Source organism: Pseudomonas sp. SWI7, assembly GCF_006351945.1.
GTDB classification, from domain to species: Bacteria; Pseudomonadota; Gammaproteobacteria; order Pseudomonadales; family Pseudomonadaceae; genus Aquipseudomonas; species Aquipseudomonas fulva.
Genome location: NZ_CP040930.1, coordinates 3,209,126 through 3,228,671, shown reverse-complemented (window position 1 = coordinate 3,228,671; position 19,546 = coordinate 3,209,126). Strand labels below are relative to the sequence as shown.

Sequence of the window (19,546 nt, the reverse complement as noted above, 5' to 3'; positions counted from 1 at the left end):
GGTTATTGCTCGGCACGTTCCCGGGCAATGGCCCGGTAGCCGATATCGGTACGGTAGAAGCTGCCGTCCCAGGTGATCTGCTCGGCCAGGCGATAGGCTTGCTGCTGGGCGGACTCGACGGTTTCACCCAGGGCGGTGGCGCACAGCACGCGACCCCCAGCGGTCACCACGTCACCGTCCTTCAAGGCAGTGCCTGCATGGAACACCTTGCCTTCGAGCTTCGCAGCCGCCTCCAGGCCCGAAATGGCTGCGCCCTTGGCGTAGTCACCCGGGTAGCCGCCTGCGGCCAGCACCACGCCCAGGCTCGGGCGTGGGTCCCACTGCGCTTCGACCTTGTCCAGGGCCTTGGCGAAGGCCGCTTCGATGAGCAGCACCAGGCTCGATTCCAGGCGCAGCATGATCGGCTGGGTTTCCGGGTCGCCGAAGCGGCAGTTGAATTCGATGACCTTGGGGTTGCCCGCCTTGTCGATCATCAGGCCCGCATACAGGAACCCGGTGTAGACATTGCCTTCCTCGGCCATGCCGCGCACGGTCGGCCAGATCACCTGGTCCATGACCCGCTGGTGCACGTCGTCAGTGACTACCGGGGCAGGGGAGTAGGCACCCATGCCGCCCGTGTTCGGGCCGCTGTCCTGATTGCCGACGCGCTTGTGGTCCTGGCTGGTGGCCATGGGCAGCACGTTGTGGCCGTCGACCATGACGATGAAGCTGGCTTCCTCGCCATCGAGAAATTCCTCGATGACCACGCGTGAACCCGCTTCCCCAAAGGCATTGCCCGCGAGCATGTCACGCACGGCGGCTTCGGCTTCTGCCAAGGTCATGGCGACGATCACGCCCTTGCCAGCGGCCAGGCCATCGGCCTTGATGACGATCGGCGCGCCTTTTTCCTGCAGGTACGCCAGGGCCGGTTCGATTTCGGTGAAGTTCTGGTAGTCGGCCGTCGGGATCTTGTGGCGGGCCAGGAAATCCTTGGTGAACGCCTTGGACCCTTCCAGCTGGGCAGCGCCCTGGGTCGGGCCGAAGCAGTCCAGGCCACGGCTGCGGAACAGGTCGACCACACCGATGACCAGGGGCGCTTCCGGGCCGACGATGGTCAGGTCGACGTTCTTCTCGGCAAAATCAGCCAGTTGCTCCAGGGCGCAGACGTCGATCGCGACGTTCTCGCACTTGGCCTCGATGGCGGTGCCAGCGTTGCCCGGGGCCACGAAGACTTTTTCGACGCGTGGGTCCTGGGCGACTTTCCAGGCCAGGGCGTGCTCACGGCCGCCGCTGCCGATGATCAAAACTTTCATGTCAAAACCTCTAGATCTGTCGAGCGAGAGGCCCTGCCTCTCGCTGTGCCAGGTCGCACCGCGGCAGTTGCCTGCCTGGGTGCGGCCGATTGCCGTGAATCAGTGGCGGAAGTGGCGCATGCCGGTGAACACCATGGCGATACCGGCTTCATCAGCGGCAGCGATCACCTCGGCGTCACGCATCGAGCCACCTGGCTGGATGACCGCGCTGATGCCGACCTTGGCCGCATTGTCGATGCCGTCACGGAACGGGAAGAAGGCGTCCGAAGCCATGACGGCACCCTGCACCTGCAAGCCGGCATGCTCGGCCTTGATGGCGGCGATACGGGCGGAGTTGACCCGGCTCATCTGGCCCGCGCCCACGCCGATGGTCTGGCGCTGCTTGGCATAGACGATGGCGTTGGATTTGACGAACTTGGCCACTTTCCAGGCGAACACCAGGTCGTGGATCTCTTGCTCGGTCGGTGCACGCTGGGTGACGATCTTCAGGTCATCGGCCGTGATCATGCCGATGTCACGGCTCTGGACCAGCAGCCCGCCGTTGACTCGCTTGAAGTCCCAGCCGGCAGCCCGCTCAGCTGGCCACTCGCCACATTCGAGCAGGCGCACGTTCTGCTTGGCTGCAACCACATCGCGGGCAGCCTGGGAGATCTTCGGTGCGATGATCACCTCGACGAACTGGCGCTCGACGATGGCCTTGGCGGTTTCGCCGTCCAATTCGCGGTTGAAGGCAATGATGCCGCCGAAGGCCGATTCGGTGTCGGTGGCGTAGGCCAGGTCGTAGGCTTTGCGGATACCGCCTTCGTCTTCAGGCACCACGGCCACGCCACACGGGTTGGCATGCTTGACGATGACGCAGGCCGGCTTGACGAAGCTCTTGACGCACTCGAGCGCCGCGTCGGTGTCGGCCACGTTGTTGAAGGACAGCTCCTTGCCTTGCAGCTGCACGGCAGTGGAAATGCTGGCTTCGCCTTTCTTGGCTTCCACGTAGAACGCCGCACGCTGGTGCGGGTTCTCGCCGTAGCGCATTTCCTGGGCCTTGACGAACTGGGTGTTGAAGGTGCGCGGGAAGTCGCCGCGTGCTTCGGTGCTCAGGGTTTCCTTGGCCTGGTCCACGGTGCCCATGTAGTTGGCGATCATGCCGTCATAGGCTGCGGTGTGCTCGAAGGCCTTGAGCATCAGGTCGAAGCGCTGGGCGTAGGTCAGGCCGCCGGCCTTCAGGCCCTCGACGACGCTGGCGTAGTCACCGGCGTTGACCACGATGGCCACGTCCTTGTGGTTCTTGGCAGCCGAGCGGACCATGGTCGGGCCGCCGATGTCGATGTTCTCGATGGCGGTAGGCAGGTCGCAGCCAGGCTTGGAGATCGTGGCTTCGAAGGGGTACAGGTTGACCGCCACCAGGTCGATGGGCTTGATCCCGTGCTCGTTCATGATCGCGTCGTCGGTGCCGCGGCGACCGAGGATGCCGCCATGGATCATCGGGTGCAGGGTCTTGACCCGGCCATCCATCATTTCGGCGAAGCCGGTGTAGTCGGCCACTTCCACCGCGTTGACACCGTTGTCCTTGAGCAGCTTGTAGGTGCCGCCGGTGGACAGTATCTCGACGCCGAGCTGTTGCAGCTCACGGGCAAATTCGAGGATACCGGTCTTGTCGGAGACGCTGATCAGGGCGCGGCGGACTGGCAGGCGGGTAGTCTGGTCGGTCATTTCGGGTTCCAATAACGCGGTGGAGTCAGCAAAAAAGGCGTCTGTGTTGAGACAGGCGCCTTTTTCGATCGGGATTCTGGCTTACAGCAAGTCGTATTGCTTGAGCTTCTTGCGCAGCGTGCCTCGGTTCAAGCCGAGCATCTCGCTGGCTTTGGTCTGGTTGCCCTTCACATAGCTCATCACGCTTTCAAGCAGCGGCGCCTCGACTTCGGAGAGCACCAGGTTGTACACGTCCGTGACGGTCGCGCCTTCGAGGTGGGCGAAGTAGTTGTGCAGCGCCTTCTCGACGCTGTCGCGAAGGGTCTGGCCCTCTTCGCTCGGCGTGTTCAGGTGCTGTTTCAGGTTGGCGTTGTCGCTCACGGGCGTTGTTCCACTCACAAATGTTTCGGTCATCATCGTCATGCGGCCACCCCTTGTCCGTCCTCTGTCTCAAGGCTCTGTCGACGTTCACTGAAAAACGCGCGAACGTTGGCGCACTGCGCTTGTGTGTCTTCCAAAGCGTTGAACCGGGAGCGAAACTCCTTGCCGCCGGGTCGTGTCGCCAGGTACCAGCCCACGTGCTTGCGGGCGATCCGCACACCCATGACATCGCCGTAGAAGGCGTGCAGGGCGGCCAGGTGCTCCAGCAGGATGCGTTCCACCTCGTCCAGCTGCGGCGCTGGCAACTGCTCGCCAGTGCGCAGGTAATGCTCGATCTCGCGAAAGATCCAGGGCCGGCCTTGAGCGGCCCGGCCGATCAGCAGGCCATCGACGCCCGTGGCGTCGAGCACTGCCTTGGCCTTTTGCGGCGAGGTAATGTCGCCGTTGGCGAAGACCGGAATGGACACCGCTTGCTTGATAGCGGCGATGGTGTCGTATTCGGCTTCACCGGTGTACAGGTCGGCGCGTGTGCGGCCATGCACCGCAAGCGCCTGGATGCCAGCCTGTTCGGCTATTTTCGCCACGTTCAGGCCATTCTTGTTGGCCCGGTCCCAGCCGGTGCGGATCTTCAGCGTCACCGGAACATCCACGGCGCCCACGACGGCCCGCAGAATGTCGCTGACCAAGGCTTCATCTCTCAATAAAGCAGAGCCTGCCGCCTTGTTGCAGACTTTTTTTGCCGGGCAGCCCATGTTGATATCGATGATCTGGGCGCCCGCGGCGACATTGGCCTGTGCAGCCGCCGCCATCATCTGTGCGTCGCCCCCGGCGATCTGGACCGAGCGCGGCTCGGGATCTCCTTCGTGGATGCGGCGCAGGCTCGACTTGCGGCTGTTCCACAGGGACAGGTCGCTGGAGACCATTTCCGACACCACCATGCCTGCGCCCATGCGCTGGCAAAGTGTTCGGAACGGCTGGTCCGTGACCCCAGCCATGGGTGCGAGGATCAGGTTATTGCGCAGTGTATAAGGGCCGATGCGTACCGCCGACATAGGTGTTCCCTGTTGTGGGGCCGAATCTTGAGGTTCGAAAAAGGGTTGGCATGATACCCGCTCTGGATGACCGGATAAAGATGGATTTGGATAAAATCTGAACAACTGAGGGTTGCCGCCCCTGCACCCTGGGCTCCGGGTCGTCAGACCCCGGACAAGCGGCATCATGGCCGGCGCAGCGGCAGCGTACCGGGTTGGCCGTCAGGGTTTATTCCGGCGAGCGGAAGCTCAGGCTGTAGTTCACCGCTCGCTGACCTGGGTCAAGAATATCCAGCGCGATGTGGATCGGCGTCTGGCTGGGCATTTCGCCGCGTCCGGCCAGCTCCCCGGACAGGTATTCGGCCGGCTTGAAACGGCGACTGGCGATCAGCTGGCCATTGAGGTCCGAGAAGCGCAGTTCGAGCAGTGGAAAGGGTTGGGCGAAGGGGGCACGGTTATAGATGATGGCGTCCACGATCAGCGCACCTTTGAAGTCCGGATGGCTGCGCACCACCAGGTTGCTGCTCTTGATCCGGTTCACATCGACACGAGAGGGGACCTGGCAGCCCACGGCCGGACACACCTGCTCGAACAGCGGGCGGTACTGGTCCTGTCGGGACAGCTCGTCGAAATGGAACCAGACGTACTGCAAGGCGAGCATGGCAGCAGCGATCAGCGTCAACCCACCCCACAGCAGGCGCTTGCCCCAGGCCGGGGCCGGCTTCTCCCAGCCCAGTTGCAGCGGGTCGTCCACCACATCCACCAAGGGTTCCTTGCGCCTTGGGCGTTCGGCCTTGTCAGTGACCTCAGGCTCCATGCGCCCCATGGGCAACGGCGCTTCGTCGTGTTCATCGTCGGCGCGCAGGCTGGTTGCCAAGGGTTCGTCGTCGTGCGCGGTGAGGCCGGCAATCGACACCTCGTCATCGTCTTCGGGTCGCAGTGGCGCTCCCAGTTTTGGCTCATCCTCATCCGTCACGATGCTGCCCAGCGGCGGCTCATCTTCTGCGTCTGCGTCCAGGCCGGCGGTGAAGGTCGGCTCGGTACGCGCCTCGCGCCGCGAATCTGCCTGGGGAGCAGGCTCGAGTACGGGGGCAGCAGCAGCCTGTTCCGGTTCAAACGGCTCGCCTGCTGCAGTGCCGAACACTTCGTCCAGGTGTTCGTCCGCGTCCTCCTCGTGACGCCATGCCTGCAGCATGGACGCCTGATCGGCCTCACGCACCTGTACGGGCGCGTGGCGGCGCTCCAGGCGCTCCAGTTCCTTGTCCAGGTCGAGCTCGTCCAAGGCCTGGGCGGTCTGGGCCCAGGCCTCGTCGTCCGGCGCGATGGGGTGCACGTGCGCGGGGGTGGGCGCGGCAGGCGCCGGCGCTGCCTCGGTGGCCGGCAGCGGGCTCGGCGGGAGGGGGGCGCTGCGGTTCTGCTCCAGTAGCTGCTTGGCGGCATTGAACACTTGCAGGCACTGGCCGCAACGCACCACGCCACGGGCCACGCTCAACTGGTGGTGGGTGACACGAAAGCTGGTCTGGCAATGCGGGCACTGGGTGACGAAACTGTCGGTCATGCGGCAATCCGGAGGCTGTGCTGAGGGCTATTCTAGGTTCGACTAGCGGCGGCGACCACTGATTCGCACCCAGCCATCGCGAACGACGATAGGGTCCAGGTCGAAATCGGCAGCGTAGGCGGCGGCCACTTCTTCGCCTTGTTCAGCGAGAATGCCCGACAACGCCAGCAGACCGCCCGGGCGGACCAGGCCGCTGAGCTGCGGTGCCAGCGACACCAGTGGCCCGGCCAGGATGTTGGCCACCAGCACGTCGGCCTGCATGGCAGGCATGTGCTCGGGCAGGTACAGCGCGAACAGCTCGTCGGCAATGCCGTTGCGTTGGGCATTGTCGCGAGAGGCTTCGATCGCCTGCACGTCGATGTCCGTGCCTACCGCTTCGCGCGCGCCCAGCAACAGTGCAGCGATCGCCAGAATGCCCGAGCCACAGCCAAAGTCCAGCACCTGGGTGCCCTGCAACTGCTGACCGTCGAGCCACTCAAGGCACAGCGCCGTGGTGGGGTGCGTGCCCGTGCCGAACGCCAGCCCAGGATCGAGCAACAGGTTCACGGCGTCCTTTTCCGGAGCATCGTGCCAGCTCGGCACGATCCACAGCCGGCGGCCGAAACGCATCGGCTGGAAATTGTCCATCCAGCTGCGTTCCCAGTCCTGGTCTTCGATCACTTCGGCCTGGTGCTGGGGCAGCTCGACGCCCGTCAGCAGGCGCAGGTGCGCGAACACCTGTTCAGGGTTGGTGTCAGCCTCGAACAGGGCCAGCAGGTGGGTGTGCGACCACAGCGGCGTGGTATTGAGGTCTGGCTCGAAGATGGGTTGATCTTCGGCGTCCATGAAGGTGACCGACACCGCGCCGACTTCCAGCAGCGCGTCTTCGTAGGTTTCGGCTTGTTCCGGGCTGATGGCCAGACGTACTTGCAGCCAGGGCATGGCGTGTACCTTTGATAGATCCAGAAGGGCAGCCCAAGGCTGCGCGGAGCCTGGCAGTTTACGCGAGTGCGTAGGGTTTGTAGAGACGCCTGCGCCTGTCAGGTGCCGGTGCCTAGACAAAGCACAGGGACAGGGATTCAGCCCGGTAGGCGGGCTTGTCCTCGTCTTTTATCTCCAGCGTGGCGATGGCCTTGAGCAACCATTGGCCGGGGCGCTTTTGCTGCACATCGGCCAGCTCGACATGCAGGCGCACCTGGCTGTCGACCTTCACCGGCTGAATGAAGCGCACGCTGTCCAGGCCGTAGTTGACGACCATCTTCAGCCCCTGCGGCAAGACCAGGATGTCCTCGATCAGCGTAGGAATCAGGGACAGGGTCAGAAAGCCATGGGCGATGGTGCCGCCGAACGCGGTTTGCGCAGCTCGCTGCGGGTCAACGTGGATGAACTGATGATCGCCAGTCGCCTCGGCGAAACGATCGATACGCTGCTGGTCGATGGTCAGCCAGGCCGAGTGGCCGAGGGACTTGCCGACGTATTGGGTAAGCGCGGTGGCCGGCACTAGCGGCATGGTAATCCTCCTGGGTATGAAATGGCACGCGCGTGCAAGATCAGCATGCTTGGCCAGGCCGGTCAAGTTGCGCTCGGCGCGGGCAGCCTGCCCATGCTTATAATGAGCCGCACGCCTGAAGGAGAACGTTATGCTGTTGCGGGGTTTGACCTGGCTGGTGCTGTTCCAGCTGTTGGGGACGGCAGTCAATCATCTGTTGGTTCCCGTCCTGCCGGGGCCGATCATCGGCCTGTTGCTATTGCTGGGTTTTCTGATGGTGCGCGGCGAGGTGGGTGCGCCCCTCAACGAAGCTGCCGGCAGCCTGCTGCGCTACTTGCCGCTGTTGCTGGTGCCTCCGGCCGTGGGGGTGATGGTGTATGCCCGTGACATCGCCGCCGACTTCTGGGCCATCGTCGGTGCGCTGTTGATTTCCTGCCTGCTGACGCTGGTGGTGGTGGGCGTGCTGATGCAGAAACTCATTCATCGTCAGGCCCGGCGCGAGGACCAGCCATGATGCTCGATTGGCAAGGCGCATTGGATGCAGTGGTCCACCACCCATTGTTCGGCATTGGCGTGACCCTGGGGGCCTACCAGCTGGTGCTGGCCGGGTATGAGAAGACCCGCTGGATCTTCCTGCAGCCGGTGCTGGTGTCGATGGCCCTGGTGATCGGCGTGCTGCTGCTGTGCGGCATCGACTACGCCGAATACCGCAAGAGCACCGAAATCATGAACATCCTGCTGGGCCCTGCCACCGTGGCCTTGGCGGTGCCGCTGTTCCTGAACCTGCGGCGCATTCGCCAGTTGTTCTGGCCGACCTTGACTACGCTGGTACTCGGAGGCCTGTTCGCCACGGTGTGCTGCCTGTTGCTGGGATGGTGGTTTGGCGCCGAGCACATGATCCTGATGACCATGGCGCCCAAGTCCGTCACCTCGCCCATCGCGATGCTGGTAGCCGAGCAGATCGGTGGCGTGGCGGCGCTGGCTGCGGTCTTCGTGCTGATTACCGGGGTGATCGGGGCCATTTTCGGGCCTGCCTTGTTGAGCCGCTGCGGTGTGCTCAGCCCTGAAGCGCGGGGCATGTCCCTGGGCATCACGGCCCACGCGGTCGGCACCTCGGTGGCCTTGCAGGAAAGTGACGAATGCGGCGCCTTCGCCGCGCTGGCGATGAGCCTGATGGGCGTGGCAACGGCAGTGTTCCTGCCGCTGGCCGTCAGCCTGGTGGCTTGAGGAGTGATGATGATGCTACCGCTGTTTCCCCTCGACACCGTGCTGTTCCCAGGGTGTTTTCTCGACCTGCAGATTTTCGAAGCCCGCTACCTGGACATGATCGGGCGTTGCATGAAACAAGGCGAAGGCTTTGGCGTGGTCTGCATCGTGGAGGGCGAGCAGGTCGGCAAGGCGCCGCCCGTGGTGGCGTCCATTGGCTGCGAAGCGGTGATCCGCGATTTCGTCCAGCAGGACAATGGCCTGTTGGGTATTCGCGTCGAAGGGGTGCGGCGTTTCGATCTGCAGGCCACCGAGGTGCAAAAGGATCAACTGCTGGTGGGGCAGGTGCAGTGGCTGCCTGAGCTTGACGACAGCCCCTTGCAGGAAGCGGACGACGACTTGCTGGCCCTGCTGCTGGCCTTGGGCGAGCACCCGATGGTCGAGGCGCTCGACATGCCCCGGCCTGTGGACGGGCGTCAGGCGCTGGCCAACCAACTGGCCTACCTGCTGCCCTTCACCGAGCAAGACAAGCTGGACTTGCTGGCCCAGGACTCGCCCGAGCAGCGGCTGGGCGAGATCCACAGGTTGCTCGAGCGCATCCAGGGTGAGCTGTTTGCCTGAATAGCGCCTGGCGTCAGTACTGGTACCTGAGCAGGGCGTGGGGCAGAGCGTGGGTGGCAAAGAAGGCCAGCAAGGCGATGCAGGCCGGCAACACCAGCCACCAGACCTTCAGGGGCAGGGCCGGCAGGGTCTGACGGTACTGGGACAACGTCAGGCTGATCGCGCAGACGCAGCAGGCCAGCAGGGCGCCGGCCAGGATGTCGGTGGGCCAGTGTGCACCCAGGTACACCCGCGACAGGGCAATGGCCAATGCCGGAATGCAACCTAGCATGATCCAGGTCAGGCGCATGCGCGGTGGCTGGCCGCGGCCGGCGAGCACCGCTAGCACCAGAAAGAACGCAAACGACGCCGAACTGTGGCCGCTGGGCATACTGTAGCTGGTCAGCGGGTCGGTCAGCACTTCCGGCCGGGCCCGGGCGAACAGCCACTTGAGCGTGCCATTGGCGATGGCGGTGCCCATCAGCGCCCCAGCTGCGAAGAAAGCGTGCCGCCACTGGCGTACCACCAGCAGCAAGCCTGTCAGCAGCCCGCCGAGGAAGAACTGGGTGCGAAAATCCCCGAGCCGCGTCACCACCACCACGGCGCCGTCGATGGCCTGGCTGCGATGCTCCTGGACCAGCGTCATCACCCCGTCGTCGAAGGCGTGCAGGTAGGGCCAGCCAAGAAATACCCCGGCCAAGGCCAGCAGGCACAGGGCACCAATCAGCCGTGTGCCGTGGCGACGGTCGCGGATGCTGGTGCTCAGGCTAAGGCCGATGATCACCGCCAGCGTGCCGAAAATGATCCCGGCCTGGGGCCAGAAGCCTTCGGGCAGGGGCAGGCGCATGGCCGCACCGGTGGCCCAACCGGGCAGCAGGTAGGCGATCGACCACCCTGCGGCTGCCACCAGGCTCACGGCGATGAACCGCAGTAGCGGCATGTCGAACATGCCGGCGACCATTGGCAGCATGGGCCGCAACGGGCCGATGAAACGGCCTACGAGCAGGCTGGCGATGCCATAGCGCTTGAAGTAGGTTTCGGCGCTGCCGATCCATTCCGGGTGGTGCCGCAACACCGGCAGGCGGCGAATGTTCTGGTGGAAATGCTTGCCGATCATGTAGGACAGCGCGTCACCCAGTAACCCGCCCAAAAAGCCCAGCAGCAAGGTTTCGCCAAGGCCCAGCACACCGCTACCTGCCAGCACGGCTACCGCAAACAGCAGCACCGTGCCTGGAACGATGATGCCGGCGATGGCCAGGCATTCGATGCACGCGACCAGGAAGATTGCGACGCCAAGCCACTGTGGGTTGGCACCCAGCCAACCGGTCAGGCCGTCGAGCCATTGTTCCATGGTTCAGCTCTCTTGTTCGATGATGGAGAAGTCACGGCCTTCGACCTGGCCGCGCCGCAATGGGTTGCGTGTGCAGAACCGGGCGTATGCGGCGTCGACGAAGCGGTACGGCAGGTGCTCGTCACGCCCGTGGGGAATGCCCAGACGGGCTGCCTGGATCACCCGCGGCACCGGGTTGGCGCAGTCGTCCACATACAGCCGCTGCGGGTCGAAGCGCTGCGCATCCCAATGTGGCACCTTGAGGCCCAGCGCCCGGCACAACAGCGTCTGCCCCGCGCACAGGCGCTCGGCGGAGCGCAGGTTGCCGCTGGCGTCGGGGTTGTTCAGGTGCATCTGCGCCAGGCTGTCGGGCCCTGAGAGGGCGTCCTGCCACGGGTAGGCGGACTTGATGAGCACCGCATTGCCGGGGCCCTGGGCGCTGAAGTTCAGGGAGTCGCCGCCGCGGGCGTAGTACATATAGATGTGCCCGCCATCGAGAAACAGCGCCTTGCGCTTCTCGGTGTAGCCCAGCGACGCATGGCTACCCTTGTCGGTGAGGTAATAGGCCTCGGTCTCGATGATGCGGGCGGCAAGCCACAAGTTGCCCTGGCGGTGGCGAATGACCTTGCCCAGCAGGGCTTTGGCCAAGGTTTGGGCGTCGCGGTCGAAAAAGCTGTCTGGCAGTGCTGGCATGCAAGGGCTTCGCAGGCTAAAGGCATGAGGGTAACAGGCGCTACCTTAACCGAATCTGAAACCTTCGAACATGTGACGGCGCAGGGCAGAGATTTCCACAGAGTTCTGCTTCCTTATGGATAAGACCGGTTACATCTTTCCTACAGATTTGCCACAGCTTTTTCTACCATCCGCCACCCACCGCTGGGCGTACACCTGCGCGACAGTTATAATCAGCCGTTTCCCCACCGCCAAGACACCGAGCCCATGACTGAGTCCGTTCTTGACTACATGACCCGCCTGGGTCGCGCAGCCCGTGAAGCCTCCCGGGTAATCGGCCGTGCCAGCACCGCGCAGAAGAACCGTGCCCTGCACGCTGCCGCCGACGCGCTGGATGCAGGCCGTGACGCGCTGATCGCAGCCAACGAGCAGGACTTGGCCCATGGCCGTGCCTCTGGGCTGGAAGCCGCGTTGCTCGACCGCCTGGCCCTGACCCCGGCGCGCATCGACGGCATGATCACCGGCCTGCGGCAGGTCGCCAGCCTGCCGGACCCGGTCGGCGCCATTCGCGACATGAGCTACCGCCCATCGGGTATCCAGGTCGGCAAGATGCGCACGCCGCTGGGCGTCATCGGCATCATTTACGAATCACGCCCGAACGTCACCATCGACGCGGCCAGCCTGTGCCTGAAGTCAGGCAATGCCACGATTCTGCGCGGCGGCTCCGAAGCCATCCACTCCAACCGCGCGATTGCCGCCTGTATCCAGCGCGGCCTGGCGGCGGCGGGCTTGCCCGCCGCCGTGGTTCAAGTGGTGGAAACCACCGACCGCGAGGCGGTGGGCGCGCTGATCAGCATGCCCGAGTTCGTCGATGTCATCGTACCGCGCGGTGGCCGGGGCCTGATCGAGCGCATCAGCCGCGACGCACGGGTACCGGTCATCAAGCACCTCGACGGTATCTGCCATGTCCATGTCAGCCAGCATGCCGACCTGGACAAGGCCTGGCGCGTGGCGTTCAACGCCAAGACCTACCGCTACGGCATCTGCGGGGCGATGGAAACGCTGCTGGTGGACCAGCTGGTCGCCGAGCGCTTCCTGCCCGAAATGGCGCGCCGTTTCCAGGAGAAAGGCGTTGAGCTGCGCGGTTGCGAGCGTACCTGTGCGCTGATCGACGCGCACGCGGCCAGCGAGGACGACTGGCACACCGAGTACCTCGATGCCGTACTGTCCATCCGTGTGGTGGACAGCCTGGATCAGGCCATCGAGCACATCAACCACTACGGTTCGCACCACACCGACTCGATCATCACCGAGCATCAGGGGGAGGCGCGCCAGTTCATGGCTGAAGTGGACTCGGCCTCCGTCATGCTCAACACCCCGACGTGCTTCGCCGACGGGTTCGAATATGGCCTGGGTGCCGAGATCGGCATTTCCACCGACAAGCTTCACGCCCGTGGCCCGGTCGGCCTCGAAGGCCTGACGTGCGAGAAATACGTGGTGATCGGCGACGGTCAACTGCGCGGCCAGGAGTCCTGCTGAGTTGAGTCAGGCCCAGGCAGTTCGCCGCGTCGGCATTCTTGGCGGCACCTTCGACCCGGTCCACATCGGCCACCTGCGCAGTGCGCTGGAAGTCGCCGAGTTCATGGCCCTGGACGAGCTGCGCCTGTTGCCCAATGCTCGCCCGCCGCACCGAGACACGCCGCAAGTGGCCGCGCACGATCGCCTGGCCATGGTGCAGGGCGCCGTCGCGGGCGTTGCAGGCCTGAGCGTGGACGCGCGTGAACTGGCACGGGACAAGCCGTCGTACACCATCGATACGTTGGAGTCGATCCGTGCCGAGCTTGCCGCTGACGACCAGTTGTTTCTGGTGCTGGGCTGGGACGCCTTCTGCGGACTGCCCGGCTGGCACCGCTGGGAAGAACTGCTGCAACACTGCCACATCCTGGTGCTGCAACGCCCGGATGCGGATGTAGACCCCCCCGACGAACTGCGCAACCTGCTGGCTGCCCGTTCGCAGAGCGATCCCACCGCCATGTCCGGCCCGGCGGGAAACATTTCGTTCGTCTGGCAGACACCGCTTGCGGTGTCGGCTACACAGATCCGACAGCTGCTGGCCAGCGGCAGGTCGGTGAGGTTCCTGGTGCCGGACGCCGTACTGGCCTACATCGAGGCGCACGAACTGTATCGTGCGCCCAACTGACGGTGCCCCTGGCACCTCATCCTACGAGTTGAACGAGTTTTATATGACCAAGCAGAAAATTTACGGCGACGAACTGGTCGCAGTGACCACGGCAGCGCTGGAAGACGTCAAGGCCCAGGATATCCAGGTCATCGACGTGCGTGACAAGCACAGCCTGACCGATTACATGATCATCGCCACCGGTACCTCCAACCGTCAGATCAACGCCATGGCCGAGAAGGTCCGCGAGGCAGTCAAGGCCAAGGGCGCCCAGCCTCTGGGTGAGGAAGGCAAGGGCGACAGCGACTGGGTGCTGCTGGACCTTAACGATGTCATCGTGCACATGATGACTGCGGCTGCACGCCAGTTCTACGACCTCGAACGCCTGTGGCAGGGCGCCGAGCAGAGCCGCGCCGCCGATGGCAAGCACCACAGCCCGGACCATGTCCACGAGTACTCCGACAAGCTCAAAGATCGCGAATAAGGAAAGCGCCGTGCGTCTGCGCCTGATCGCGGTTGGCTCGCGCATGCCGAAGTGGGTCGAGGAGGGCTGGCATGAGTATGTCAAGCGCCTGCCGGCCGAACTTTCGCTCGAGCTGGTGGAAATACCGCTGAACACCCGCGGCAAGAATGCCGACGTCGCCCGCCTGATTCGCCAGGAGGGCGAAGCCATGCTCAGCAAGGTGCAACCCGGGGAGCGCGTCGTAACCCTGGAGGTCCATGGCAAGCCGTGGAGCACCGAGCAACTGGCAGGTGAACTGGACCGCTGGCGCCTGGATGCGCGCACGGTGAATCTGATGGTGGGTGGGCCCGAAGGGCTTGCGCCGCAAGTGTGCGCCCGCGCCGATCAGCGCTGGTCCCTGTCGCCGCTGACCTTGCCGCACCCGCTGGTCAGGATACTCATCGGCGAGCAGGTCTACCGGGCCTGGACGGTGTTGTCCGGGCATCCCTACCACAAATGAGCCTGTAAGCAGCCCGATGTCGCAGCCGATCCGCCTCAAGGACCACGAAAAAGACGCCCGTCTGGTGCGCAACCGCGTCGTGGTCGGCGCCGTGGCGGTCATGCTGCTCATCTGCGTGCTGATTGCGCGGCTGTATTACCTGCAGATCATCCAGTACGACTACCACTCCACGCTGTCTGAGAACAACCGGGTGCATGTGCAGCCGATCCCGCCGACACGCGGGCTGATCTTCGACCGCAACGGGGTAGTGATCGCCGACAACCGGCCCAGCTTCAGCCTGTCCATGACCCGTGAGCGTGCGGGAGACTGGCAGCAAGTGCTGGACAGCATCGTCGAGATACTGGAACTCACTCCAGACGACCGCGCACTGTTCGAAAAGCGCATGCGCCAGGGACGCAGGCCGTTCGAGCCGGTACCCATCCTGTTCGAACTCAACGAGGAACAGATCGCCCGTGTGGCGGTGAACCAGTTCCGCTTGCCAGGGGTGGAGGTGGTCGCCCAACTGGTGCGTCACTATCCACAAGGGGCGCATTTCGCGCATTCGGTGGGCTACGTCGGCCGTATCAACGAGAAAGAGCTCAAAACCCTGGACCCTGTGAACTACAGCGGCACGCACCACATCGGCAAGACTGGTATCGAGCGGTTCTACGAGGCCACGCTGCACGGCCAGGTCGGCTACGAAGAAGTCGAGACCAACGCCCGCGGCCGTGTGCTCAGGGTGCTCAAACGTACCGACCCCAAGCCTGGCAAGGACATCGTGCTGAGCCTGGACATCAGGTTGCAGGAAGCGGCCGAAGCCGCCCTGGCCGGGCGCCGTGGTGCGGTGGTGGCGCTCGACCCACGTACCGGCGAAGTGCTCGCCATGGTGAGCCAGCCCAGCTTCGACCCCAACCTGTTCGTCACCGGCATCAGCTTCAAGGCCTATGCCGAACTGCGTGATTCGATCGACAGGCCGCTGTTCAACCGCATCTTGCGCGGCCTTTATCCGCCCGGTTCGACGATCAAGCCAGCCGTGGCCATCGCCGGCCTGGACAGCGGCGCGGTGACCCCGAGCAGCCGTGTGTTCGACCCTGGGTACTACCAGCTGCCCAACTACGATCACAAATACCGTAACTGGAACCGCTCGGGTGACGGCTGGGTGGACCTGGACACCGCCATCATGCGCTCCAACGACACCTACTTCTACGACCTGGCCCACAAGATGGGCATCGACCGGTTGTCCAGCTACATGAACAAGTTCGGCATCGGTCAGCGGGTGTCGCTGGACATGTTCGAAGAGTCCGCAGGGTTGATGCCGTCGCGGGAATGGAAGCGGGCTACGCGCCGGCAGGCCTGGTTCCCGGGCGAAACCCTGATCCTGGGTATCGGCCAGGGCTATATGCAGGCCACGCCTCTGCAACTGGCCCAGGCGACGGCGCTGATTGCCAACAAGGGTGTATGGAACCGGCCGCACCTGGCCAAGACCATCGAAGGGGAACCGCCGGTGGATGAAAACCCGATGCCGGACATCGTGCTGCGCGACAAGGCCGATTGGGCGCGTGTGACCCACGGCATGGAGCAGGTGATGCACGGCGCGCGCGGTACCGCCCGCAAGGCTGCCATCGGTGCCCAGTACCGCATCGCCGGCAAAAGTGGTACCGCACAGGTGGTGGCCATCAAGCAGGGCGAGAAGTACGACCGCAACAAACTTCAGGAACGTCACCGCGACCACGCCTTGTTCGTGGCCTTCGCACCGGCAGAAGACCCCAAGATCGTGGTGTCGGTCATGGTCGAGAACGGCGAGTCGGGCTCTGGGGTGGCCGCGCCTGTGGTGCGCCAGATCATGGATGCCTGGCTGCTGGACGAAAACGGCCGGCTCAAGCCTGAGCTTGCGCCGGTTACCGCTACTCAGGAGTCGCCGCTGTGATGAACAATTTCGATCGCATGCTCTCCAGCGAGGATGTGATGCGTCGGCGCGCCAGCTTCCTGCAGCGCATCCACGTCGATGGTCCCCTGCTGATCATCCTCCTGACCCTGGCCGCGGGCAGCCTGTTCGTGCTGTATTCGGCCAGCGGCAAGAACTGGGACCTGTTGCTCAAGCAGGCCACCTCGTTTGGCATCGGCCTGGTATCGATGTTCGTCATCGCCCAGCTCGAGCCACGGTTCATGGCGCGCTGGGTGCCACTGGCGTACCTGACCGGGGTATTGCTGCTGGTGGTGGTGGACGTCATGGGCCACAACGCCATGGGTGCAACGCGCTGGATCAACATACCCGGGGTGATTCGCTTCCAGCCCTCCGAGTTCATGAAGATCATCATGCCGGCGACCATCGCCTGGTACTTGTCCAAGCGCACCCTGCCGCCGCACCTCAAGCACGTGGCCATCAGCCTGGTACTGATTGGCGTGCCTTTCATTCTGATCGTGCGCCAGCCGGACCTGGGGACGGCGTTGCTGATTCTGGCCTCCGGTGCCTTCGTCCTGTTCATGGGCGGCCTGCGCTGGCGCTGGATTCTCAGCGTGCTGGCGGCAACGGTGCCCGTGGCGGTGGCCATGTGGTTTTTCGTGATGCACGACTACCAGAAGCAGCGGGTGCTGACCTTCCTCGACCCGGAGAGCGACCCGCTGGGCACGGGCTGGAACATCATCCAGTCCAAGGCGGCGATTGGGTCTGGCGGCGTATTTGGCAAGGGGTGGCTGCTGGGCACGCAGTCGCACCTGGACTTTCTGCCTGAAAGCCACACCGACTTCATCATCGCCGTGCTGGGCGAGGAGTTCGGCCTGGTGGGCATTTGCCTGTTGCTGATCGTGTACCTGCTGCTGATCGGGCGTGGCCTGATGATCACGGCGCAGGCACAGACATTGTTCGGCAAGCTGCTCGCTGGCAGCTTGACCATGACGTTCTTCGTATACGTATTCGTCAATATCGGGATGGTAAGTGGCCTTCTGCCCGTCGTCGGCGTGCCCTTGCCCTTCATTAGCTATGGCGGAACTTCATTGGTGACGCTGCTGTCAGCGTTTGGCGTTCTGATGTCGATCCACACGCATCGAAAGTGGATCGCACAGGTTTGAATAAGGTGAACAATTACATGCAAGCAGTGCGTAACTGGGCTACCCGTTGTGCGCCGTGGTTTGGTGCGGTGAGCCTGTTTGGCGCTGTACAGCTGGCCGAGGCCGGCGACTACGACAACTCGCCCCAGGTGGCCGAATTCGTTGGCCAGATGAGCCGCGACCATGGTTTTGCCCCAGAACAACTGATGGGCGTGTTCCGTGAAGTGCAGCGCAAGCAATCGATCCTCGATGCGATTTCGCGGCCAGCCGAACGGGTCAAACCCTGGAAGGAGTACCGCCCGATGTTCCTCACCGACGCGCGCATTGCGCGGGGCGTGGACTTCTGGCGCCAGCACGAAGCCGTGCTGGCGCGGGCCGAGCAGGAATATGGGGTGCCGGCACAATACATCGTGTCGATCATTGGCGTTGAAACCTTCTTCGGGCGCAACACGGGCAACTTCCGAGTGCTCGACGCGTTGTCCACCCTGGGCTTCGATTATCCCCCACGCGCCGAATTCTTCCGCAAGGAACTGCGTGAGTTCCTGCTGCTGGCCCGTGAAGAACAACTCGATCCCCTGACCCTCAAGGGCTCCTATGCCGGGGCCATGGGGCTGCCGCAGTTCATGCCCAGCAGCTTTCGCAACTACGCCGTGGACTTCGACGGTGATGGGCACATCAACATCTGGACCAACCCCGATGATGCCATCGGCAGCGTGGCGAACTACTTCAAGCGCCATGGCTGGATGGCCGGGCAGAGCGTGGTCAGCCGCGCCACCGTGCAGGGCGAGCGCGCCGATCAAGGCCTGACCACCGGTATCGAGCCGGCCAGCACGGTCGGGGAGTTGCGTGCCCTTGGCTGGTCGGTTCATGATTCGCTGCGCGATGATCTGCCCGTCACGGCCTTCCGCCTGGAGGGTGAGAACGGCCCCGAGTACTGGGTGGGCTTGAAGAATTTCTACGCGATCACTCGCTACAACCGCAGCGTGATGTATGCCATGGCGGTGCATCAGCTTGCGCAACAGCTGGTCCAAGCACGGGGCGTCAACTAATGCGCGCAATTTTCTCTACCACTTCCTTCAAGCTGGTCACCTGCGCCGCCATCGGCCTGGCGTTGGTCAGTTGCTCCTCCAGCCGCCCGGCGCCCAAGAGTTCCAGCGGCGCGAGCGTGGTGCGCAGCCAGCCCGGCCTGGACATCAACCGTGCCCACAAGGACGGTGCGCCGTGGTGGGATGTGGACGTCAACAAGATCCCCGATGCCACGCCCACCCTGCACACCGGCAACTACAAGGCCAACCCCTACACCGTCCTGGGCAAGACCTACTACCCGATGCAGGATGCGCGCAACTACCGCGCCGAGGGCACGGCGTCGTGGTATGGCACCAAGTTCCATGGTCAGAACACCGCCAACGGCGAGCTGTACGACCTGTACGGCATGAGTGCCGCGCACAAGACGCTGCCACTGCCCGCCTATGTAAAGGTGACCAACCTGGCCAACGGTCGCAGCGTCATCCTGCGGGTGAACGATCGCGGCCCGTTCTATTCCGATCGCATCATCGACCTGTCGTATGCGGCGGCGAAGAAGCTGGGCTACGCCGAGATCGGTACTGCCCATGTGCGCGTCGAAGGCATCGACCCCCAGCAATGGTGGGCTCAACGCGGCCAGACGCCGCCCATGGTGCTCAAGGAGCCCCAGGTGGCCCAGACCCAGGCGATCCCGGCCAGCTCCGGTCGGGTAGAGCAGTGGACGCCACCGCCGCAGCAGCATGCGGCGCCGGTGGTGCCGGTGCAGGTCGGTGGCAACAACGTGCCTGCCGGCACTGGCGGCAGCTTCCTGCAGGTCGGCGCATTCGCCAACCCCGATGCGGCCGAGCTGCTGCGCGCCAAGCTCAGCAGCATGGTCAGCGCACCGGTGTTCATCAGCTCGATCGTACGCAACCAGCAGACGCTGCATCGCGTACGCCTGGGGCCGATCAACAGCGAGGGTGAAGTCCAGCAGGCGCAGAACAGCATCCGCCTGGCGAACCTGGGGCAGGCCAAGTTGGTCACAGCTGACTGACCAGGCGTCCCGACAGGGTGACTGACCCCTCGCGCACGCTATGAACAGCCTGCGGGTGGGGTCCACCTATGGACAAGAGCGGTGCAAAGTGGCGGTTT

At 64.0% G+C, this 19,546-nt stretch carries 20 protein-coding genes; 11 read left to right on the top strand and 9 right to left on the bottom strand.

Features of this window, described 5'->3' with window-relative positions; all coding sequences use genetic code 11:
- Positions 1–2: 2 nt before the first annotated feature.
- From purD to FH041_RS14805, 7 genes are all read right to left on the bottom strand, one after another.
- The gene (purD, locus tag FH041_RS14835; RefSeq protein ID WP_027915275.1) at positions 3–1,292 is read right to left on the bottom strand and encodes a phosphoribosylamine--glycine ligase; all 1,290 of its coding nucleotides are present in this window, start codon (positions 1,290–1,292) and stop codon (positions 3–5) included.
- 99 nt (positions 1,293–1,391) lie between these two features.
- Positions 1,392–2,999, bottom strand: a complete 1,608-nt coding sequence (purH, locus tag FH041_RS14830) for a bifunctional phosphoribosylaminoimidazolecarboxamide formyltransferase/IMP cyclohydrolase (protein WP_027915274.1) — start codon at positions 2,997–2,999, stop codon at positions 1,392–1,394.
- Between the two features lie 81 nt (positions 3,000–3,080).
- A complete protein-coding gene (gene fis / locus FH041_RS14825) occupies positions 3,081–3,401 on the bottom strand; it encodes a DNA-binding transcriptional regulator Fis (protein ID WP_023534526.1) in 321 nt (106 codons plus the stop codon).
- Complete coding sequence (gene dusB / locus FH041_RS14820; protein ID WP_027915273.1) at positions 3,398–4,411, bottom strand: tRNA dihydrouridine synthase DusB; 1,014 nt, start codon at positions 4,409–4,411, stop codon at positions 3,398–3,400. Before dusB ends, fis begins: the two co-directional genes overlap by 4 nt.
- Positions 4,412–4,619: 208 nt before the next feature.
- Entirely contained in the window at positions 4,620–5,948 is a 1,329-nt protein-coding gene (locus tag FH041_RS14815; RefSeq protein WP_111475498.1) for a DUF3426 domain-containing protein, read from the bottom strand.
- 42 nt (positions 5,949–5,990) lie between these two features.
- A complete protein-coding gene (gene prmA, locus FH041_RS14810) occupies positions 5,991–6,869 on the bottom strand; it encodes a 50S ribosomal protein L11 methyltransferase (RefSeq protein ID WP_027915271.1) in 879 nt (292 codons plus the stop codon).
- Positions 6,870–6,981: 112 nt separating this feature from the next.
- A complete protein-coding gene (locus tag FH041_RS14805) occupies positions 6,982–7,437 on the bottom strand; it encodes a MaoC family dehydratase (protein ID WP_059183423.1) in 456 nt (151 codons plus the stop codon).
- A gap of 130 nt (positions 7,438–7,567) precedes the next feature.
- Here FH041_RS14805 and FH041_RS14800 point away from each other — a divergent pair, with 130 nt between their 5' ends.
- From FH041_RS14800 to FH041_RS14790, 3 genes are read left to right on the top strand one after another with little or no spacing between them, the layout of a single operon-like run.
- Entirely contained in the window at positions 7,568–7,930 is a 363-nt protein-coding gene (locus tag FH041_RS14800) for a CidA/LrgA family protein (protein ID WP_023534554.1), read from the top strand.
- Positions 7,927–8,643, top strand: coding sequence for an LrgB family protein (locus FH041_RS14795; RefSeq protein ID WP_027915269.1), 717 nt, complete (start codon positions 7,927–7,929; stop codon positions 8,641–8,643). The genes FH041_RS14800 and FH041_RS14795 overlap by 4 nt, the downstream gene beginning before the upstream one ends.
- 9 nt (positions 8,644–8,652) lie before the next feature.
- On the top strand, positions 8,653–9,243 hold the full coding sequence (locus tag FH041_RS14790; RefSeq protein ID WP_110607094.1) for an LON peptidase substrate-binding domain-containing protein: 591 nt from the start codon (positions 8,653–8,655) through the stop codon (positions 9,241–9,243).
- Positions 9,244–9,256: 13 nt separating this feature from the next.
- Here the strand turns inward: FH041_RS14790 and FH041_RS14785 are convergent, their stop codons facing one another.
- Positions 9,257–10,573 carry a bifunctional DedA family/phosphatase PAP2 family protein gene (locus tag FH041_RS14785; protein WP_027915267.1) on the bottom strand — a complete coding sequence of 439 codons (1,317 nt, stop codon included), beginning with the start codon at positions 10,571–10,573 and terminating at the stop codon, positions 9,257–9,259.
- A gap of 3 nt (positions 10,574–10,576) precedes the next feature.
- Complete coding sequence (locus tag FH041_RS14780; protein WP_027915266.1) at positions 10,577–11,245, bottom strand: DNA-3-methyladenine glycosylase; 669 nt, start codon at positions 11,243–11,245, stop codon at positions 10,577–10,579.
- A gap of 246 nt (positions 11,246–11,491) precedes the next feature.
- On the opposite strand from FH041_RS14780, the gene FH041_RS14775 reads away from it, so the two are divergent.
- From FH041_RS14775 to FH041_RS14740, 8 genes are read left to right on the top strand one after another with little or no spacing between them, the layout of a single operon-like run.
- Positions 11,492–12,763, top strand: a complete 1,272-nt coding sequence (locus FH041_RS14775; protein WP_027915265.1) for a glutamate-5-semialdehyde dehydrogenase — start codon at positions 11,492–11,494, stop codon at positions 12,761–12,763.
- Between the two features lies 1 nt (position 12,764).
- Positions 12,765–13,424 carry a nicotinate-nucleotide adenylyltransferase gene (gene nadD, locus FH041_RS14770; protein ID WP_027915264.1) on the top strand — a complete coding sequence of 220 codons (660 nt, stop codon included), beginning with the start codon at positions 12,765–12,767 and terminating at the stop codon, positions 13,422–13,424.
- Positions 13,425–13,467: 43 nt separating this feature from the next.
- Positions 13,468–13,887 carry a ribosome silencing factor gene (gene rsfS, locus FH041_RS14765; RefSeq protein ID WP_027915263.1) on the top strand — a complete coding sequence of 140 codons (420 nt, stop codon included), beginning with the start codon at positions 13,468–13,470 and terminating at the stop codon, positions 13,885–13,887.
- A 10-nt stretch (positions 13,888–13,897) separates the two neighbouring features.
- Positions 13,898–14,365 carry a 23S rRNA (pseudouridine(1915)-N(3))-methyltransferase RlmH gene (gene rlmH / locus FH041_RS14760; protein ID WP_027915262.1) on the top strand — a complete coding sequence of 156 codons (468 nt, stop codon included), beginning with the start codon at positions 13,898–13,900 and terminating at the stop codon, positions 14,363–14,365.
- A 16-nt stretch (positions 14,366–14,381) separates the two neighbouring features.
- Positions 14,382–16,271, top strand: coding sequence for a penicillin-binding protein 2 (mrdA, locus tag FH041_RS14755; protein ID WP_027915261.1), 1,890 nt, complete (start codon positions 14,382–14,384; stop codon positions 16,269–16,271).
- Positions 16,272–16,309: 38 nt separating this feature from the next.
- On the top strand, positions 16,310–17,413 hold the full coding sequence (rodA, locus tag FH041_RS14750) for a rod shape-determining protein RodA (RefSeq protein ID WP_042139378.1): 1,104 nt from the start codon (positions 16,310–16,312) through the stop codon (positions 17,411–17,413).
- Between the two features lie 17 nt (positions 17,414–17,430).
- The gene (gene mltB, locus FH041_RS14745; protein WP_027915259.1) at positions 17,431–18,441 is read left to right on the top strand and encodes a lytic murein transglycosylase B; all 1,011 of its coding nucleotides are present in this window, start codon (positions 17,431–17,433) and stop codon (positions 18,439–18,441) included.
- On the top strand, positions 18,441–19,448 hold the full coding sequence (locus FH041_RS14740; RefSeq protein ID WP_027915258.1) for a septal ring lytic transglycosylase RlpA family protein: 1,008 nt from the start codon (positions 18,441–18,443) through the stop codon (positions 19,446–19,448). The genes mltB and FH041_RS14740 overlap by 1 nt, the downstream gene beginning before the upstream one ends.
- Positions 19,449–19,546: the final 98 nt, after the last annotated feature.

Excerpts from the sequence above, each read along its gene's own strand:
- purD (WP_027915275.1), bottom strand. The coding sequence starts at position 1,292 with ATGAAAGTTTTGATCATCGGCAGCGGCGGCCGTGAGCACGCCCTGGCC.
- purH (WP_027915274.1), bottom strand. The coding sequence starts at position 2,999 with ATGACCGACCAGACTACCCGCCTGCCAGTCCGCCGCGCCCTGATCAGC.
- fis (WP_023534526.1), bottom strand. The coding sequence starts at position 3,401 with ATGACGATGATGACCGAAACATTTGTGAGTGGAACAACGCCCGTGAGC.
- dusB (WP_027915273.1), bottom strand. The coding sequence starts at position 4,411 with ATGTCGGCGGTACGCATCGGCCCTTATACACTGCGCAATAACCTGATC.
- FH041_RS14815 (WP_111475498.1), bottom strand. The coding sequence starts at position 5,948 with ATGACCGACAGTTTCGTCACCCAGTGCCCGCATTGCCAGACCAGCTTT.
- prmA (WP_027915271.1), bottom strand. The coding sequence starts at position 6,869 with ATGCCCTGGCTGCAAGTACGTCTGGCCATCAGCCCGGAACAAGCCGAA.
- FH041_RS14805 (WP_059183423.1), bottom strand. The coding sequence starts at position 7,437 with ATGCCGCTAGTGCCGGCCACCGCGCTTACCCAATACGTCGGCAAGTCC.
- FH041_RS14800 (WP_023534554.1), top strand. The coding sequence starts at position 7,568 with ATGCTGTTGCGGGGTTTGACCTGGCTGGTGCTGTTCCAGCTGTTGGGG.
- FH041_RS14795 (WP_027915269.1), top strand. The coding sequence starts at position 7,927 with ATGATGCTCGATTGGCAAGGCGCATTGGATGCAGTGGTCCACCACCCA.
- FH041_RS14790 (WP_110607094.1), top strand. The coding sequence starts at position 8,653 with ATGATGCTACCGCTGTTTCCCCTCGACACCGTGCTGTTCCCAGGGTGT.
- FH041_RS14785 (WP_027915267.1), bottom strand. The coding sequence starts at position 10,573 with ATGGAACAATGGCTCGACGGCCTGACCGGTTGGCTGGGTGCCAACCCA.
- FH041_RS14780 (WP_027915266.1), bottom strand. The coding sequence starts at position 11,245 with ATGCCAGCACTGCCAGACAGCTTTTTCGACCGCGACGCCCAAACCTTG.
- FH041_RS14775 (WP_027915265.1), top strand. The coding sequence starts at position 11,492 with ATGACTGAGTCCGTTCTTGACTACATGACCCGCCTGGGTCGCGCAGCC.
- rsfS (WP_027915263.1), top strand. The coding sequence starts at position 13,468 with ATGACCAAGCAGAAAATTTACGGCGACGAACTGGTCGCAGTGACCACG.
- mrdA (WP_027915261.1), top strand. The coding sequence starts at position 14,382 with ATGTCGCAGCCGATCCGCCTCAAGGACCACGAAAAAGACGCCCGTCTG.
- rodA (WP_042139378.1), top strand. The coding sequence starts at position 16,310 with ATGCGTCGGCGCGCCAGCTTCCTGCAGCGCATCCACGTCGATGGTCCC.
- mltB (WP_027915259.1), top strand. The coding sequence starts at position 17,431 with ATGCAAGCAGTGCGTAACTGGGCTACCCGTTGTGCGCCGTGGTTTGGT.
- FH041_RS14740 (WP_027915258.1), top strand. The coding sequence starts at position 18,441 with ATGCGCGCAATTTTCTCTACCACTTCCTTCAAGCTGGTCACCTGCGCC.